Annotated in this window: 11 protein-coding genes; all 11 read left to right on the forward strand. The window is 74.6% G+C overall.

What is annotated here, in order from left to right:
• The first annotated feature begins 1,130 nt into the window (after positions 1-1,130).
• On the forward strand, positions 1,131-1,985 hold the full coding sequence (locus tag AC2H4J_RS00615; RefSeq protein ID WP_487462884.1) for a glycosyltransferase: 855 nt from the start codon (positions 1,131-1,133) through the stop codon (positions 1,983-1,985).
• Entirely contained in the window at positions 1,985-3,442 is a 1,458-nt protein-coding gene (locus AC2H4J_RS00620) for a glycosyltransferase family 4 protein (RefSeq protein ID WP_487462885.1), read from the forward strand. The genes AC2H4J_RS00615 and AC2H4J_RS00620 overlap by 1 nt, the downstream gene beginning before the upstream one ends.
• Complete coding sequence (locus AC2H4J_RS00625) at positions 3,439-5,013, forward strand: phospholipid carrier-dependent glycosyltransferase (RefSeq protein ID WP_487462886.1); 1,575 nt, start codon at positions 3,439-3,441, stop codon at positions 5,011-5,013. The genes AC2H4J_RS00620 and AC2H4J_RS00625 overlap by 4 nt, the downstream gene beginning before the upstream one ends.
• 65 nt (positions 5,014-5,078) lie before the next feature.
• Complete coding sequence (locus AC2H4J_RS00630; RefSeq protein ID WP_487462887.1) at positions 5,079-6,491, forward strand: hypothetical protein; 1,413 nt, start codon at positions 5,079-5,081, stop codon at positions 6,489-6,491.
• A complete protein-coding gene (locus AC2H4J_RS00635; protein ID WP_487462888.1) occupies positions 6,488-7,717 on the forward strand; it encodes a glycosyltransferase family 4 protein in 1,230 nt (409 codons plus the stop codon). Before AC2H4J_RS00630 ends, AC2H4J_RS00635 begins: the two co-directional genes overlap by 4 nt.
• Positions 7,714-8,793: a GNAT family N-acetyltransferase gene (locus AC2H4J_RS00640; protein ID WP_487462889.1), complete on the forward strand. Its 1,080-nt coding sequence runs from the start codon at positions 7,714-7,716 to the stop codon at positions 8,791-8,793. The genes AC2H4J_RS00635 and AC2H4J_RS00640 overlap by 4 nt, the downstream gene beginning before the upstream one ends.
• Positions 8,790-10,211, forward strand: a complete 1,422-nt coding sequence (locus AC2H4J_RS00645; RefSeq protein ID WP_487462890.1) for a lipopolysaccharide biosynthesis protein — start codon at positions 8,790-8,792, stop codon at positions 10,209-10,211. The genes AC2H4J_RS00640 and AC2H4J_RS00645 overlap by 4 nt, the downstream gene beginning before the upstream one ends.
• The gene (locus AC2H4J_RS00650; RefSeq protein ID WP_487462891.1) at positions 10,208-11,017 is read left to right on the forward strand and encodes a PIG-L deacetylase family protein; all 810 of its coding nucleotides are present in this window, start codon (positions 10,208-10,210) and stop codon (positions 11,015-11,017) included. The genes AC2H4J_RS00645 and AC2H4J_RS00650 overlap by 4 nt, the downstream gene beginning before the upstream one ends.
• Positions 11,018-11,046: 29 nt before the next feature.
• A complete protein-coding gene (locus tag AC2H4J_RS00655; RefSeq protein WP_487462892.1) occupies positions 11,047-11,991 on the forward strand; it encodes a hypothetical protein in 945 nt (314 codons plus the stop codon).
• Complete coding sequence (locus tag AC2H4J_RS00660) at positions 11,988-13,793, forward strand: glycosyltransferase family 4 protein (protein ID WP_487462893.1); 1,806 nt, start codon at positions 11,988-11,990, stop codon at positions 13,791-13,793. Before AC2H4J_RS00655 ends, AC2H4J_RS00660 begins: the two co-directional genes overlap by 4 nt.
• Before the next feature lie 129 nt (positions 13,794-13,922).
• On the forward strand, positions 13,923-16,304 hold the full coding sequence (locus tag AC2H4J_RS00665) for a lysylphosphatidylglycerol synthase domain-containing protein (RefSeq protein WP_487462894.1): 2,382 nt from the start codon (positions 13,923-13,925) through the stop codon (positions 16,302-16,304).
• Positions 16,305-16,329: the final 25 nt, after the last annotated feature.

A 16,329-nucleotide genomic window follows, 5' to 3' on the forward strand; every position in this document is an offset into this window, starting at 1 on the left:
CGGCACCGGTCGCCACAGCGCGCGGCACCCGCTCGGCTCCCGGCTGGTCGTCCGCGCCGGGCGCCCCGGGGACGGCGACCCCCCTGGTGGTGCCGGCTCCTGTCGGCCCGGCGGCCGCGGCTGCCGTCCCCGAGGCTCCGAGCGGGCCGTCGGGCACGCCGCCCCCGGTGGCGTCCGCGGGCCAGGGCGGTGGAACGCCGGCCACCGCGACGGGCGCCGACCCTGCCGCCACGCAGGAGCCGGCACCGGTTCCGGCCGGCGCGCCCGTGCCCCCCTCCGTGCCGCCGCCGGGAGACCACGCCCGAACGGAGACCTCCCCGGCCCCACCACCACCCGACTCGGGCCGGCCTGATCCGGCACCGGCATCGGATGACCCATCCGGTGCCGGCACGACGTCGAGCGCGGCCACGACGTCGAGCGCGGCAACGGCCGACCCGGCAACGGCCGACCCGGCAACGGCCGACCCTTCAACGGCCGACCCGGCCACGACCCCCGGCACCCCCGCGTCGACCGGGGACACCGACTCGACCGCCACCCCGGCGACCGTCGCCGGCTCCGGCGCGCCGGTCTGGTCCGGTGCACTCCCCCAGGGAGGAACCGGCGTCGGCAGATCACAGTCCGCCGACGGGGGCCGTGGGGGGATCGGAACCGCCGGCCGGCACGTCCTTCGGTGGCGCCCCGCAACCGCGCGCGGCGCGACGTCGGCGTCCGGCGGGAACGCGACGGACCGTGCTACGGCTGCGTCCGCGGCGCCGGTCCTGACCGCCCCCGTCCAGCATCCGCCGACTGCCCCGGCGCCCCGGCCCGGAGGCTGCGCCTCGACCGTCGCGGCCGGAGGCAGCGCACGGGGCAGCGGTGGGAACGCCGGTCACCGCTTGCCCCTCGCCGTCCAGGCCCTGCCCGTCGACCCGAGCGCTCCGACGTCCGGCGCCTCGGCCAGGAACGCGCCAGGCGGCAACCGCACCGAGGCATTCCTGGGGCTGGGCTCGCGGCCGGACTGACTCAGGCGTCGTCCACGAAGCCGGACCTCACGCTCACCACGTCCGCTGCCCGGCGCAGCCGAACCGCAGAGGCGGTTCCCTGCGCTCTCCCGGTCCCGCGTGGTTTCCCACGTCCTCAAGGAAAGCCTCATGAACCAAGCACGGCTCACCCTCGCGACCCTCCCGTCCCCCACCTCCCCACCCCGCGGCCCGCTCCTCCCGCCCGCCGAGGCCCTGTCCTCCCGGGCGTTCCCTGCCGGATCCACCAGACCTGGCCGGCGACCCGCCGCCGACCTCGAGGTGGCCATACCGGCGTACAACGAGGCAGAGCGGCTGCCGCGGACCCTCCAGCGGACCATCGAGTTCCTCTCGGAGCAGCCGTGGTCGTCCCGCGTCGTCGTCGTCGACAACGGCAGTTGTGACGAGACGCCGGAGGTCACGCGGGCCATCGCCCGCACCGCCGATCCCCGGGTGCCCGTCGATCTCGTCGGCTGCTGCCGGCCCGGCAAGGGGGCGGCCGTCCGCCGGGCCCTGCTGAGCAGCGGATCGCGGTTCGTCGGCTTCTTCGACGCCGACCTCGCCACGCCGGTCGAGACGCTCGCCGTCGTGATGAACCATCTCCAGAGCGGTGCCGCGGCGGTCATCGGGTCGCGGCACACGACGGGTTCGGTCCTGGTGGCGGCGCAGCCGGCACGCCGTCGGCTCGGCGGCGCCCTCTTCCGGCTGGCCGCCCGCGGCGTGGTGAAGGGTGTCCGGGACACCCAGTGCGGGTTCAAGTTCTTCGAGCGCTCCGCCGTCACCCAGGCCCTCGTGGCCTGCCGCACCAGCGGCTTCGCCTTCGACGTGGAGCTCCTCCACCAGGTGCAGCGCAACGGCGAGCGGATAGTCGAGGTCCCCGTCGCCTGGAGCCATGCGGGCGCGTCGTCCTTTCGCATCTGGCAGGACGGGGTCGCCAGCTTCGGCGCCGTCCTGCAGATCCAGCGCTCACCACTGCTGGGGTCGTGATGAGCACCGTCGAGGAACTCCGGGGTGCCGGCGTCCTGGTGCTCAACTGGCGGGACGTCGGACACCCGCTGGCCGGCGGCGCCGAGCAGTACATGCACGAGATCGCCACCCGCTGGGTGGCGGCCGGCGCCCACGTCACCTGGCTCACCGCGCGGGGCGCCGGGCAGGCGGCCCGGGACCGGATCGACGGCATCCACGTCTTGCGCGCGGGCGGCGAGCTGTCGGTGTACGCCCGGACGGCCGCCCGGTTGCTGCGGGTCCGCGGACACTTCGACGCGGTGGTGGACTGTCAGAACGGCGTGCCGTTCTTTGCACCGCTGTTCGTGGACCGCCGGACCCCGGTGGTCCAGGTGATCCACCACGTCCACCAGGCACAGTTCGCCACCCGGTTCCCGCGGCCCCTCGCCGCGATGGGCCGGTTCCTGGAGGGGCCGGTGGCCCGACGCGTGTACGAGGGGCGGGCCATCGCGGCGGTGTCGCCCTCGACGAGAACGGAGCTGCGGCGTCAGCTCGGCTTCTCCGGTCCCGTCTTCATCGTGCCCAACGGGACACGCGCCGTCCCGGAGACCAGCGGTGAGCGCGCGGACCGGCCGACCGTCGTCGTCGTCAGCCGGCTGGTGCCGCACAAGCGCGTGGACGTGCTGCTGGGTCAGTTGCCCGCGGTCGTCGCGCAGGTCCCGGACCTCCGCGTGGAGATCGTCGGGGACGGTCCGGAGCGCTCCCGGCTCCAGGGGCTGGTGGCCGATCTCGGCCTGCAGGGCGCCGTCCGCCTGCACGGGCGGGTGCCCGCTGACCGCCGTGACGCGCTGCTCTCCCGCGCCTGGCTGACGACGTCGACCTCGGCGGCGGAAGGGTGGGGCTGCACGATCGTCGAGGCCGCCGCCTGGGGCGTGCCCTGCGTGGCGCTGCGGGTCCCGGGGGTCCGCGACTCCGTGCTGGACGGAGAGACCGGATGGCTGGTCGACCGCCCTCCCGACCTGGGTGCGGCCATCCTCGCCGCCATCGACGACCTCCGTCACCCGGCGCGGGCCGCCGTGGTGGGGCGGGCCTGCCGGGCGTGGGCCTCGTGCCTGTCGTGGGACCGCAGCGCGGACCTGCTCGCCGGCGTCGTACTCGCGGAGGTTCGGGCCTGCGCCGCCCGCGGGGCCGGGCAGATCTGCAACCGCCGCACGGACCGTTCGGACATCGCTGTGCTGGTCAGCTTCCCCGGCCGGGACAGCGCGGCCGTACGGCGGTCGCTGCGCGCCACCGACGAGGTCGTCGCCCACGGCGCGGTGGCCACCGTGCTGCTCAGCGGCTGCGATGAGTTCGATGCCGCATCGGTGCTGGACCGCCTGGGGGCGGACCACGCCGCCGTGCGGCCGGTCGACCGGCGGTTGATCCTGGCCGGTCCCGCGTCATCGCCCCCCGTCGAGCAGTACGGGACCCCGGACCGCGCCGTGGGTTGGTCGTCATGACCGTCGCGCCTCCGGCTCCGGCATCCGTGGACGTCGGGAGCAGCGAGCGGAAGCGTCCCCTCGCGGGGGCCGGGTCCCCGGTGGTGCTCGCCGCTGTCCTGGCCGGTGCGGGCCTCGCGGTCCGAGCCATCGGGCTCGAGCGGGGCTTCGAGCTGTGGGTCGACGAGATGCTCTACGCCGACCTGGGCGCCTCGATGGGCCGCGGTGAGATGCCGAGACTGGCCGACGGGCCGTTCTTCCTCCACCCTCCCGGGTTCTTCCTGCTCGAAGGCGCGGTCATCCGGCTGTTCCACCTCCCGACCCGGGACAGCATGAATCTGGTCTACGACCTCCGGTGGCTGACCGCGGTCCTGGGAGCTCTCACCGTCGGCCTCGTGGTCCTCCTGGTCCGCCGCGTCGCCGGAACCTGGCCGGCGGCCTGGGCCGCGGCGGTGCTGGCCCTGGAGCCCTTCGTACTGCGGATCAACAGCCGGGTCTTCCTGGAGACGCTGGCCGGGCTGGCGGTCGTGGCGGGGACTCTCGTCCTGGTCCGGCACCTGCAGCTCGGGCCGGACCGGCTCCGTCGGGGGGCGACGGCCCGCCTGCTCGCCGCCGGGCTGCTGCTCGGGTACGCGGTCTTCACCAAGGACGTGTTCGCGTTCTTCGGGCTCGCGCCGATCCTGCTGGCCGTGGTCTGGCGGCGGACGCTCCTGCCGCGCGAGGCCGGCATCGTCCTCGCCGGCGCTGTGATCCCGTACGCCGTCTACCTGACCGTCGTCGGCGCGACCGGCTACCTCGGCGAGCTGACGCGGGCGAAGGTCGCCGGGCTGCTGAGACTGATCGGCGCCGAGCGAAGCACCGGGTTCAACGCGCCGGGCGCGCCCAGCCTGCTCGAACGGCTCGTCGACCAGGGGGAGCACTACGGCACGAGCTACGTGATCCTGCTGCTGTGCCCGCTGGCGGGGGTGGTGTGCTGCACCAGCGCCCACCCGGAACGCCGCCTGGTCGGGCTGGCCGCCGTGACCGCCGGGGTCTACGGCGGCTACATGGTGGCCTTCGGCGCCGCCGAGGAGCAGTACGCCTACCCGATCATGATCGCGGGCGTCATCGCGATAGCGGTGATGGCGCGAATGGTGCTGGACCGCACGTGGACGTTGCGGGCAGCGACCGCCCCTCTGCTCGTCCTGTTCCTCGTCGGTGAGCTGACGCTCGGCCTCCTGCAGGAGACACGCCGCGACGACAGCCTGCTCACGTTCCGGCAGTGGGCCGCCGAGCACCTCCCGGCCACCGCGCGGGTGGGCGCGACCAACGACACGTCCGGCTACGCCCTCGCCGACGATCCGCGGTTCGGTCCGTGGGCCACCGCCGCCCTGCTGCAGGCCCACCACGCCCAGTACGTGCTCACCTTCGACCTGCCGACCCGTCAGGGCTACACCATCGCCAGACCGGAGTTCCTGGACTGGCTGGCCGCTCACGCCATCCCGATCTTCCGCAGCACCGGGCCGACGAACGGGAACACGGTCCTGTGGTACATCGACGCCCGGGAGCTGGCCGTGGCGGCGGCCACCGGCGTGGGCGGACCGTCCCGATGACCCCCGGGCGAGCCGGTCTCCCCGCCATGCGCCCGCGTCCTCGGCGAGTACTGCTCGCAGTCGGGGTGGCGTTGGTCTGCATCGGCGTGGCGGCCGCCGTCCTGCCTCTGCGCAGCTTCGCGGAGCCGTCCGGCAACCCGCCGTCCGGAACGCGGAGTCCGAGCGCCGCGGCGGGTCCGGCGCCGATGGCCTTCGGCGTCCTGGGCTCGGACTGCGACCCGGACCGCGCGGCCGCCCTGCACCACGCCGGGGTGCGCTACGCCGAGATGGGCGTCGACTGGAGTGCCTTCGAGCCCCGCCAGGGCTCCTTCGACGAGGACTACCGGTCCACGGTCCGGCGGACGGTCCAGGCGTGCCGGCACGCCGGGCTCGGCGTCGTCCTGTCCCTCGGGCTGAACTCCGCGCCCTCCTGGGTGTCCGGCCTGGCGAACGGTGCCTACGTGGATCAGGACGGCGTCCTCGGCTCCACGGACGTGCCGAACGTCGTCTTCAGCGCCGCGGTCCGTGCGGCCGCCGGCGAATACCTCGCCGAGCTGGACCGGACCGTCGGCCTGAACTCGGTGGCCGCCGTCCGCGTGGGGACCGGCGTCAACGGCGAACTGGGCTACCCCGACGGGTCCACCCCCACGACCAACCCCTACTGGGCGTTCGACGCGGCAGCACAGCAGGGGCGCGGGCTGGCCGACGGCATGTCGGTCAGCCCGATGCCGGGATGGACGCCCGGTTCGGCGACCTGGCGTGGCGCGGCGGTGTCCACCGGCGACGTGCAGACCTGGTTCCGCTGGTACTCCACCTCTCTCGCGGACGCCGTCGTCTGGGTGGTCCGGCAGCTGCGGACCCTCGGCTTCACCCACGCCGTCCACCTGCCGCTGGCCGGTCGCGGGGCGCTCCCCGCCGATCTGGACGCCGCCCTGGCCGCTCACCTCGATGGCACCGATGAACGGGACGGCAGCCTCCGGGCCGGCCTGTACTACCCGGACCAGCTGCAGCGGATCGCACAGGAGCTCGCGCGGACCGAGCGGCCCGGCTGGGGGACCGTCTCCGTGGACACCAGCAGCGTGGACGACTCCACGGCCGTCTCGGCGCGGCGACTCGACCCGCCGCAGGACCGCTGCCAGGCCGGAGACGCCTCCGCCGACGTCCGCTCCGATCCCGACGTCGAGCGCTGGTCGAGCTTCCGCTGGACCGTCGCCAACGCGCGCGCGGCCGGCTTGGCAGTGGTGGGGGAGAACCCCGGCTCGCCCGACCTTCCGAACACCGGAGGCGACGCCGACACCGACTCCTCCCGACAGCAGATGGTCCACGCACCGAAGTACGCCCAGGAGTGCGGCATGACGTTGTTCCAGTGGGCATTCGAGGACGACCTGTTCAGCGAGGACGGCGCCGGCCTGCGGGCCTACGCGCAGCAGCAGCAGGCGCTCGCGGCCCGGCCCCCGGAGGAGGCGGCCGGACCCGGCGGGACAGGGGACGGCGGATGACCGGCCTCCCCGCAGCCGGCGGCGCACCGCAGATGGGCACCCGGACCGGGACGGCGGCACGGGCGCTGCGTGTGCTGCACCTGGGCTTCGAGGATCCGCGCATGCCCGGCTCGGGCGGTGGCTCGCTGCGCACGCTGGAGATCAACCGCCGGCTGGCGGCCGACGGGCTGGCGGTCACCGTGCTCACCACCCGCTTTCCCGGCTGCGCCGATCGCGTCGAGGAGGGGGTGCGCTACGAGCACGTCGGCATCGGCCGGGGGAGCAATAGGCTCACCCGGCTGCTCGGCTACATCGCCGCCCTGCCCGTAGCCGTGCGCGCCCACCGGGACGCCGACCTCGTCGTCGAGGACTTCCTGCCGCCGTTCTCGAGCATGGCCGTCCCGCTGTGGACCCGGCGGCCGGTGATCGGCATGGTGCAATGGCTGCACGCGCGGGAGAAGGCACGGCAGTACAAGCTGCCCTTCCACCTCGTGGAACGCGCCGCCGTGCGCACCCACCGGTCGCTGATCGCGGTGTCCCAGGGGACCGCCGAGCGTCTCTCCGTCATGAACCCGCCCGCGGCGGTCACGGTCATCGGCAACGGCATCGACCGGCAGCTGCTGCAACAGCCCGCGCGGCTCGGCCGCGACGTCCTGTGCATCGGCCGTCTGGAACTGGAGGGCAAGGGTCTCGACCTGCTCCTCCCGGCGTGGGCACGGGCCAGCCGGCAGGTCGACGGGGACCTGATCATCGCCGGCCGCGGGCCGGACGAGACCCGCGTCCTGCGGTTGGTCGAGAAACTCGGCATCGCCTCCCGGGTGCGGTTCACCGGCTGGGTGAGTGGCGAGGAGAAGTCCCGGCTGCTCGCCGGCAGTCGGCTGGTGGTGCTGCCGTCGCGGGCGGAGACGTTCGGCCTCGTGGCGGTGGAGGCGTTGGCCGCCGCGACGCCGGTGATCGCCTTCGACATCCCCTGCGTCCGTGAGGTCGTGTCCGCGACCCGCGGTCGCCTGGTCCCACCGTTCGACGTCGACGCGCTGACGGCGGCGATCGTCGACCTGTACCCCCGCGACCGGCACCTGCTCGACCTCGGCTCGGCGGGCCGCGCTTTCGCCTCCGCGTACGACTGGGACGTCCTCGCCCGTCAGCAGGCCGCGCTCTACCGATCGGTGGCCGCGGATGCGGCTGCGGCGCGTCCGGCCTCACCGCCGTCGTCCCCACGCCGGTCAGGACAGGAGAACCGACCATGAGCGAGACCCTGCCGGGTGTCCACGTCGTCTCACCGGCCCCACGCGACGCCTGGAACGACCTGCTCGACGCCGATCCGCTGGCGGTGCCCACGCAGACTCCCGGCTGGACGGACCTCGTGTGCCGGGCCCTGGGCGCGGTGGACACCAGCCGGCTGTACGAGTACGAGGACGGGCGGCGGCTGGTGCTCCCCATGGTCGCCCGGCGTCGGGCGGGGCTGCCGATCACCCAGGAGTCGCTGCCGTACGGGTTCGGTTACGGCGGCCCGGTCGTTCCCGGCGGGAAGCCCACGGAGCGGGACCGGCGGACCGTCCTGGCCGACCTGGCGCAGCGGCCGGTCGCCCGCGGCACCATGGCGCCGAATCCCCTGCTCTCCGAGCGCTGGTCGTCCAGCGCTCCGGAGAGGGGAGTCCGCATCGGCCGGCTGAGCCACGTGCTGGACCTCGAAGGTGGCTTCCACGCCGCGTTCGCCCGATACCGCTCGGACACCCGCCGCAAGATCCGGAAGGCGCAGCAGCAACCCCTCGACGTGCGGGTGGTGCGCGACGAGAGCCTGGTCGACGTCTTCGCCGGTCTCAACGCCCGGTCGGTGGACCGATGGGCGCACCAGCGGGGGCAGCCGCTGTGGCTGGCGCGACTGGCGGAGCGGCATCGCGACCGCGTGGGCCGGCTGCGGCTGGCCATGGCCGGCAATGGCTCGCAGTGCGTCGGCTGGACGGCCCATCTGGACGGCGTGCCGGTCGCCGTCTACATCGCGGTTCTCGACCGGCGCAGCGCCTGGTGCTGGATGTCGGCGATGGACAAGGAGCTCTCCGACCGCACCAGGGCCGGCGCGTTGCTCCAGTCCCTGGCCATCGAGCACGCCTGCGCGGCCGGGGCTCGGTGGTTTCACCTGGGCGAGTCCGACCCAGGGTCGGGCGTCGCCAGGTTCAAGGAGAGCTTCGGCGCGGTGCCCGTGCCGCAGGCGGTGTTCCGGTTCGAGCGGCTGCCGCTGACCGCCGTCGAAGGAACACTGCGCACCGCTGCCGGGCGGCTGTTCCGTCGCGGGTCCGTGTCCGGCGGCCCGGAGCCGTCATGAGCGCCGTTCCGGAGATCGTCCCGCCCGGCGGTTCCGAGCCGGCCACGGACGGCCGGCTCGTGTCGTCCCGGGGCCCTCTGGTGTCGGCATCCATGGGCCTGGTCGCCGTGGTGAGTTACGGCGGCACGCTCCTGCTGGCGCACCTGCTCGATGCGCCGTCCTACAGCGTCTACGCCGCGGCCGCGACGATGCTCGGCACCGTCGGGGTGTTCGCCGCGGCCCTGATCCCCCTCCCGCTCACCGCCGTGATCCGCAGTCACCCGAGCCGGTCCGAGGAGCGGCGTCGCGGAGTGACCTTCGCCTGGGTGGTCGCGGCGGGGGCGGGGCTGCTGGCGGCCGTGATCACCGGCCTCGTCACGGCGTTGTTCGCGCCGCTGACGGTGGCGGCAGCGGTCGCCGCCTCTGCTCTGGTGCTGTTCCTGTGCAGCCCGGTCTGGGGCTGGCTGTACGGCGACCTGCTGTTCGTCCGCAAGGCCGTGATGACGGTGGCCGAGGTGTGCGTCCGTGTCCTGGTCAGCGCGGGGGTGGTGCTCCTCGGGTGGGGCGCCGGCGCGGCGCTGACCGGGTTCATGGCCGGGTCGGCGATCGTGCTGCTGAGCGCGCCACGCGTTCTGGCGCGGGACCTGGCGTGGCGTCCGGGCGTCCTCCGCGAACGGGACCGCTGGGTGGAGACGGGGGACCTCGCGGTGGCCCAGCTGATCGTCTACTCGCTCGTCGGGGCGGACGTCGTGCTGGTCGCCGTCCTGGCCGCTCACGACGTCGAGAGCGCGGGTTACCAGGCGCTGTCGACGCTGGCGAAGGCACCGGTCTTCGTGGCCGCCGGCGGGGTGTCGGTCGCGTTCCCGCTGCTGCGCGGCCGGCACCCCGACACCGGTCACATCCTCACCGTGGCCCTGCGCTCGTTCGCTCTGCTCGCGCTGTCTTCCGCCGCGGTGATCGCGACCGCGCCTCCCGCGGTGGTTCTTCTCGTCTTCCCGGATCGTTACGCCCGTTCGCTGTGGTTGCTGCCGGTGCTCGCCGCCGCCGGTGTGGGCTATGCCGTCCTCACGATGCTCACCACCGTGATGCTCGGACTGCGCGCCTACCGGCGCTGCCAGGTGGGCCTGGTGGCCGCAGCCGTGCTCGTGGCGACCGGCCTGGTGTCGGGCTGGCGGATCCACGCGGTGCCGGGGCTGGCCGTCGGGGCGGCCGTGGGCTCGCTGTCGGCCGCCGCTGCGCTGTGGGTCGCCGCAGCCCCACTGCTGCCCGCGCGTACGACCCGTCGAGCCGCATACGCCCTGTTCCTCGCGGGCGCGCTGGCGGCGCTGCTCGCTCTCGCCGGCCGGGTCCCGGTCCTGTGGGTGTGCTGCGTGCTGGTGCTCGGCGTCGTCGTACTCCGGCTCGCCGCCCAGGAGTCCCCAGCGAGCGTTCCATGGTGACCAGCCTCCTGACCCGGCGCCTGGAGGACGCGGTTGCAGCGGGACGCGGGGTGCTGGTGCTGTCCGCCCACCTGGACGACGCCGTGCTGTCGTGCGGCGCGCTGCTCAGTGGGCTGGCCGGACGGACGCCGGTCGCCGTGGTCACCGTGTTCACGCAGGCCGGACCACCGCCGCACACGCGCGCCGCACGCCTGTACCTGGAGCAGTGCGCCGTCGGGGACGCGGCGGCGCTGTACGCCGACCGGCGGCGGGAGGACGTCCAGGTGCTCACCGCCCTGGGCGTGGAGCCCGTCCACCTCGGCCTTCCCGACGCCCTGTTCCGGCGCAGGACCGTGCCCCCGTCCGTGGGCCGGCTCGGCCGGGTCGTGCCCGAGGTGGTGCATCGCTATCCGACATACCGCTTCGACATCGCGCAGGGCCGGGTCTCCCGCGGCGACCGGATGCTCGTCGACAAGCTGGCGGCAGACGTGCGGTCCCTGGCCGACCGCATGGATGCGGCGCTGGTGCTGGGCCCGATCGGGGTGGGCCGGCACGTCGACCACCTCATCACCCGGGCGGTCGTGCAGCGGCAGGCGGAGCGAGCGGTCTTCTACTCCGACTTCCCCTACGACCGGTGGGACTCCCCGCCCGCCCGCTACCTCGCGACGCACCGGCTGACACCGGTCCCGTGGAGCCGGGACCTCGCCGCCAGAGAAGCCCTGATCGCGGGGTACCGCACCCAGGTCGACGCCCTCTTCCCGAGAGGGATCCCGTCCGCCGGTCCGGAGACCTACTTCATGCCGGCCGAACGGATGAGAGAGCAATGATGCGCGAACGACGGACCGGCCACGCTGTCATGGACGGCGTCCCCGTGCAGGTGACGTCCCGGCAGGACGGCGCGGCCGCGGGCGCGCTGGAACAGGTGCTGGGCGCGGCCTGGCCCGGTCGAGCGGTGCCGGCGCCCACCGGCGAACTCGGACCGGCGCTCCGGCTGGCTCGGGCGAACCAGGTCCAGGGCGCGCTCGCCCGCCGGTACCCGGAACTCCTCGCTGAGGAGTTGCACCGCGTCGAGCGCGCGACGGCTGCCTTCGACCGTGCGCTGGGCGAGGCAGGAGGCATCCTCCGCAGGCACGGCGTCGATCCGGTGCTGATCAAGTGCGTTTCGGGGGCGGACCACGTGTACAGCAATTTCGACCTCGTCGTCGGCGAGCAGCTGGCGGAGGCCGTCACCGCCCTCGCCGGGTGGGGGGTGCGGGCGTCGGGCCATCCGCTGGAGAGAACCAAGATCTTCGTCCAGCCGCCGGAGGGACCGTCCGCTCATCTCCATCAGGAGGCGTCGTGGTGGGACGTCCCGGTGGTCGACGGCGCGGGGCTGCACGCCCGCGCCACCGACTGCGGCGACTGGCTCGCCCCGGCACCGGTCGATCAGCTGCGCATCTGGATCGCTCATGCGCTGTTCCAGAACCTGTCGGTCGACCTGTCCGAACTGATCGCTCTGCGCTCTCTCCTGGGTACCGACCTCGTCGACGAGGCGGCTGCCGCCTGCCGGGAGGAGGGCTGGGAGCGCAGCTTCCGCAGGGTCGTCGCAGCCGTGACCGCCGCCGTCGACGCGCTCGATGCCGGAGCGTCGGTCCCCGTGCCCGTTCGGCTGCCGGTCCGCTCATCGGTCGAGCTGCGCGACCACGTCGTCCACCTGGCCCGCACCGGGCGTGCGCCGGCGGCGCTGCGCGAGGCCGCCCTGCGGGGGCCGCTGCTGCTGGCGAAGGCCCGTCGCGTCCGCCGGTCCAGGGCCGGGCTGTGAAGCCGGCGGTGGACCTCACCGTCGTCGGGTTCTCCGGGCCCGACGGGTCGGGGAAGTCGAGTCTCGTCGAGGCGGTGGCCGAGGCGGCCGCGGGGCGCGGCGTGCCCGTGCACACCGTCTACCTCTACGGATGCGTCGTCTGTCGGAACCTACGCCTGGACGGCTCGCTCAGGGCTTTCCATGCCAGCCCGGGAACGGCCGCCCTCGAGTACCCGGACGCTCCGCGCGGGGTGCGGACCTCCTGGCACCGGGTGCACGCCGCCGTCGACACCGCGGAGCTCGCGCTCCGGCTGCGCCTCGCCTGCCGCCGTGCCCGCCGCACCGCCCGCCGGACGGGGCACGGTGTCCTGCTGCTCACCGACCGCACCCCGCTCGACACCGTCGTCAAGCACGATCCGCCGGAAGGCGGCTTCCCCACGCGGTGGCTGCGTTCGCTCGGGCGTCGCTACGCAAGCATCACTCTGCTGGACGCGAGGAGTGACGTGCTCGCGGCGCGCGACGGCGAGCACGGCGTCGCGGGCCTGGAGCGGGCGCAGGACGGCTACCGCCAGTGGGCGGGGCGGATGCCCGGCGTCCGAACGCTGTGCACTCAGCAAGCGCCGCCCGAGGGCCTGGCCCGCAAGGTGCTGGACCACGTCCTCGCGGGGGACGCCGGATCGGCAGTCGCCGGTCCGGGGGCCGCGGGCCCGTCACCCCGATCAGGCCCGGCCCGGCGGGTCCTGCTCGTGACGAGTCATCCGGTCGACGGGCGGGACGGCGCGGACACCGAGATCGCCATCGGGCTCGCGGAGAACCTGCCGGAGGTCGCCTTCACCTTCTTCGGGCGCCTCGGCCGGCAACCCGCGGTCCCCGGGCGCATGGTCCCGCTGGCGTCGTGGACCGGCTGGCCCGGGTTGCTCGAGGGTGCTCAGGTCGCCACCTGGGTTCCGATGCTCACCCGGTCGGTCGACCTCGTCCACGCGGTGATGACGATCGGGCCCCGGTATGCCGCCTGGTCCAACTCGAGACTCGCCCCCCGCGGCAGACCGACGATCATCACCGTTCCCGGCATCGTGTCGCCCGAGTGCCTCCTCGGCGCCCGGCCGCTGGGCGTGACCGTCGCCCTGTCCGAGGCGACGGCCGACATGCTGCGCCGGGCCGGCCATCCTGATGTGCGCGTCATCCCGCCCGGCATCGACCTGACCCGCTGGCCGTCCAGACCCCGGCAGTCCAAGCCTCGGCCGGTCCTGTTCTTCGCCGGTCACACGGACCCGTGCGGGGGAACCCGGGAAGCGATCGAGGTGGCGGCCCGCGTGCAGCGCGCCGGACTGCCCGTGCGGCTGGTCCTGGGGCTGCGCGTCCGTCCCGGGCAGTCGGAGGTCCAGGAGCTCGGGGAGGCGCGGTCCGCGGCACGGCGGGCCGGGCTGGACGAGGTGGAGGTCCACGGCCACGTCCCGCACATGGGGTCGGCAGTCGCCGACGCCGACGTCGTGCTGTTCACGCCCGGGCGGTTGGCGGGCGGAAAGGCCGACATCCCCTTCGTCGTGCTGGAGGCGGTCGCCACGGGGCGCCCCGCCGTGGTGACGCGCCTGCCGCAGATGGACGGCCTCACCGGCATCGTGGAGCAGGTCCCGGTCGGTGCGCTCGACGATGCCGCCGCGGCCGTCCATCGGCTGTTGTCCCTCCCGGCGCTCTGGGACGCGCGGGCGCAGGCCGGCCGCGCGGCTGTCGAACAGCGCTTCGGCGCGGCTCGGATGTGCGTGAGCTACGCGCAGCTCTACGAGGAGCTCCTCGCCGGCAGCACCCTGTCCAGGGCCCGTTGAGGAACCTGCGGACTCGGGCATGATGTCCGTGAACTTCGACGCCAGGCGCACCGTCCAGCTCTGACGGTGTGGGTCCTCGGGGCCGTCCGACGACCGCGGCGGTGACGAGACGGGACGGGACGGCCAGTGATGACTCGACCGTCTGCGGCGCCACCGGGCGCCGGCGCCGTCGAGATCGTGGAATCCCGGCAGACCCGGCTGCACCGGCCGGTGGACCTGGTCCGCCTGACCACCCGCCTCGGCATCCTGGTGGTGCTCGCAGCCCTGGCCGTCCTCGCCCGCGAGGCGAGCGCCGGAGCGGCTGCAGACCTGGCGCGGCTGCTCTCCCACGTGCCGGACGTCATGGTCTCGGCCCTGCGCGGGATCTCCGCGTTCGGCGCCCTGGCCGCGCCGCTGGCCATGATCGGGCGGGAGGTCGCCCGCGGCTACCGGCGGCGGCTCATCGCAGCCGTGCTCACCGGCCTGCTGGCGATCGGCATCGCCGAGGGCCTCGATCTTCTCCTGTCCGCCTTCCCGGGGAGCGCGCTGTTCGAGGCGCTGACCCGGGTGCCCCGCGGTGCGGCCGGCCAGCCGCTGGACACCTATCTGACCGCGTTGTTCGCGTTCGCGGCGGCGCTGAGCATCGGGGACACCCCGGGCTGGCGCCGGCTGCTGCCCGCGGTCACCGCGGTGTACGTGCTCTCGGCCTTCACCTCGGGTCACGCCTCCCTGGAGTCGCTGGTGCTGAGCCCGGTCCTGGGCCTGGTGATCGGCACCGCCGTCCGCTACCTGGCGGGCAGCGTCAACGAGCGCCCGGACGGACGGCGGATCGCGGGCGAGCTCGGCCGCCGCGGCATCGACGTCGTCCGGCTGGAGCAGCGCACCCCGGGACCGGAAGGCCGCCGGGACTACCGGGCGACGACGGCGGACGGCGGCCGGCTCACCGTGCGGGTCTTCGACCGCGACCTGATCGCCTCGGGCGCGGCGTACAACCTCTACCGCATCCTCCGGCTGCGGGCGGAGCTCGCGCCGTCCCCGCGGCTCTCCCTCGAGCGGGTGACCGAGCACAGCTCGCTGCTGTCGATGGCGGTGACGGCGGCCGGCGTCCGGACGCCGCGGCTCGTCGTGGGCCTGCCGTGCGGGCCCGACGCGGTGCTCCTGGTCTACGAGTGGGTGGCCGGCGCGCCGCTGCGGGAACCCACCGACGACCAGCTCGACGACCTGTGGCGCAGCGTCGGCCGGCTGCACGCCCGCAGCGTCACCCACCGCGGCCTCACCGCCGACGCGATGCTCGCCGACCCCGACGGGCAGGTGGTGCTGCCCATCCCGTCCAGCGGCGCGATGTTCTCCGGCGATCTCCGGGTGAGCCTCGACCGCGCGCAGCTGCTGATCACCACGGCCCAGCTGGCCGGCCCCGAGCGGGCGGTCGGCGCGGCACGCAGGCAGCTGACGGACGACGAGCTCGCCGCCGTCCTGCCCGTGCTGCAGCCGCTGGCGCTGCCCAGCGCGACCCGGCGGGCGGTCCGGCGGGAGGCGGGCCTGCTCGACGCGCTGCGCACCGAGATCGAGCGGCAGACCGAGCTGCGGCCGCCCGAGCCGGTCAACGTCGAGCGGTTCCGGCCGCGGGTGGTGCTGTCGATCGTCGCGGTCCTCGTCGCGGCCTACCTCATCGTCAGCCAGCTGACCTCGGTGGACCTCGCGACGGTGTTCGCCCACGCGGCGTGGGGGTGGGTGCCGTTCGTCGTCCTCGCGTCGGCGCTGACCTACGTGGCCGCGGCGGTGTCGCTCGCCGGGTACGTGAAGGAGAAGCTCTCCTTGCCCCGCACGGTCCTGGCGCAGGTTGCGGCCTCGTTCGCCGGGTTCGTGACGCCCCCGGCCGTCGGCGGGCTGGCACTCAACGCCCGGTACCTGCAGAAGGCGGGCGTGCCCCCGGCGGGCATCGCCACCGGTCTCGGGCTCTCCCAGGCGATGAACGCCGCCTCGCACGTCGTCCTGCTGGTCGCGTTCGCCGCGGCCACCGGGGTCTCGACGAACGAGGGGCTGCCGGTGCCCGGCTGGGCGTTCGCCGTCCTCGCGGCCGTGGCCGGGCTGCTCCTGCTGGCGCTGGCGGTGCCCGGGGTGCGGCACTGGACCGCCGCGCGCGTGCTGCCTCCCCTGCGCCAGGCCCTGACGCGGCTGCTCGACCTGCTCACCACGCCCAGCAAGCTCGCCCAGGCGCTGCTCGGCGTGCTGGCGCTGAACGCCGCGTACATCGCCGCCCTCTGGTTCGCCGTGCGCGCGTTCGACGACTCGATCGGCATCGCCGCGGCGGCCGTGGTCTACCTGGCCGGAGCCGCGGTCGGGTCGGCCGCGCCGACACCCGGCGGGCTGGGCGCCGTCGAACTCGCCCTGTCCACCGGCCTGGCCGCCGTCGGGGTGCCCAGCACGGCGGCGGTCAGCGGCGTCCTGCTGTTCCGGCTGGCCACGTTCTGGCTGCCGGTGCCGCTGGGCGCGCTGGCGCTGCGCCGGCTGCGCAGCCGGCACGCGGTCTGACTCCGGCCCCCTCCTTCGCCCACCT

The sequence above is a fragment of the Blastococcus sp. OS1-29 genome, assembly GCF_057628075.1.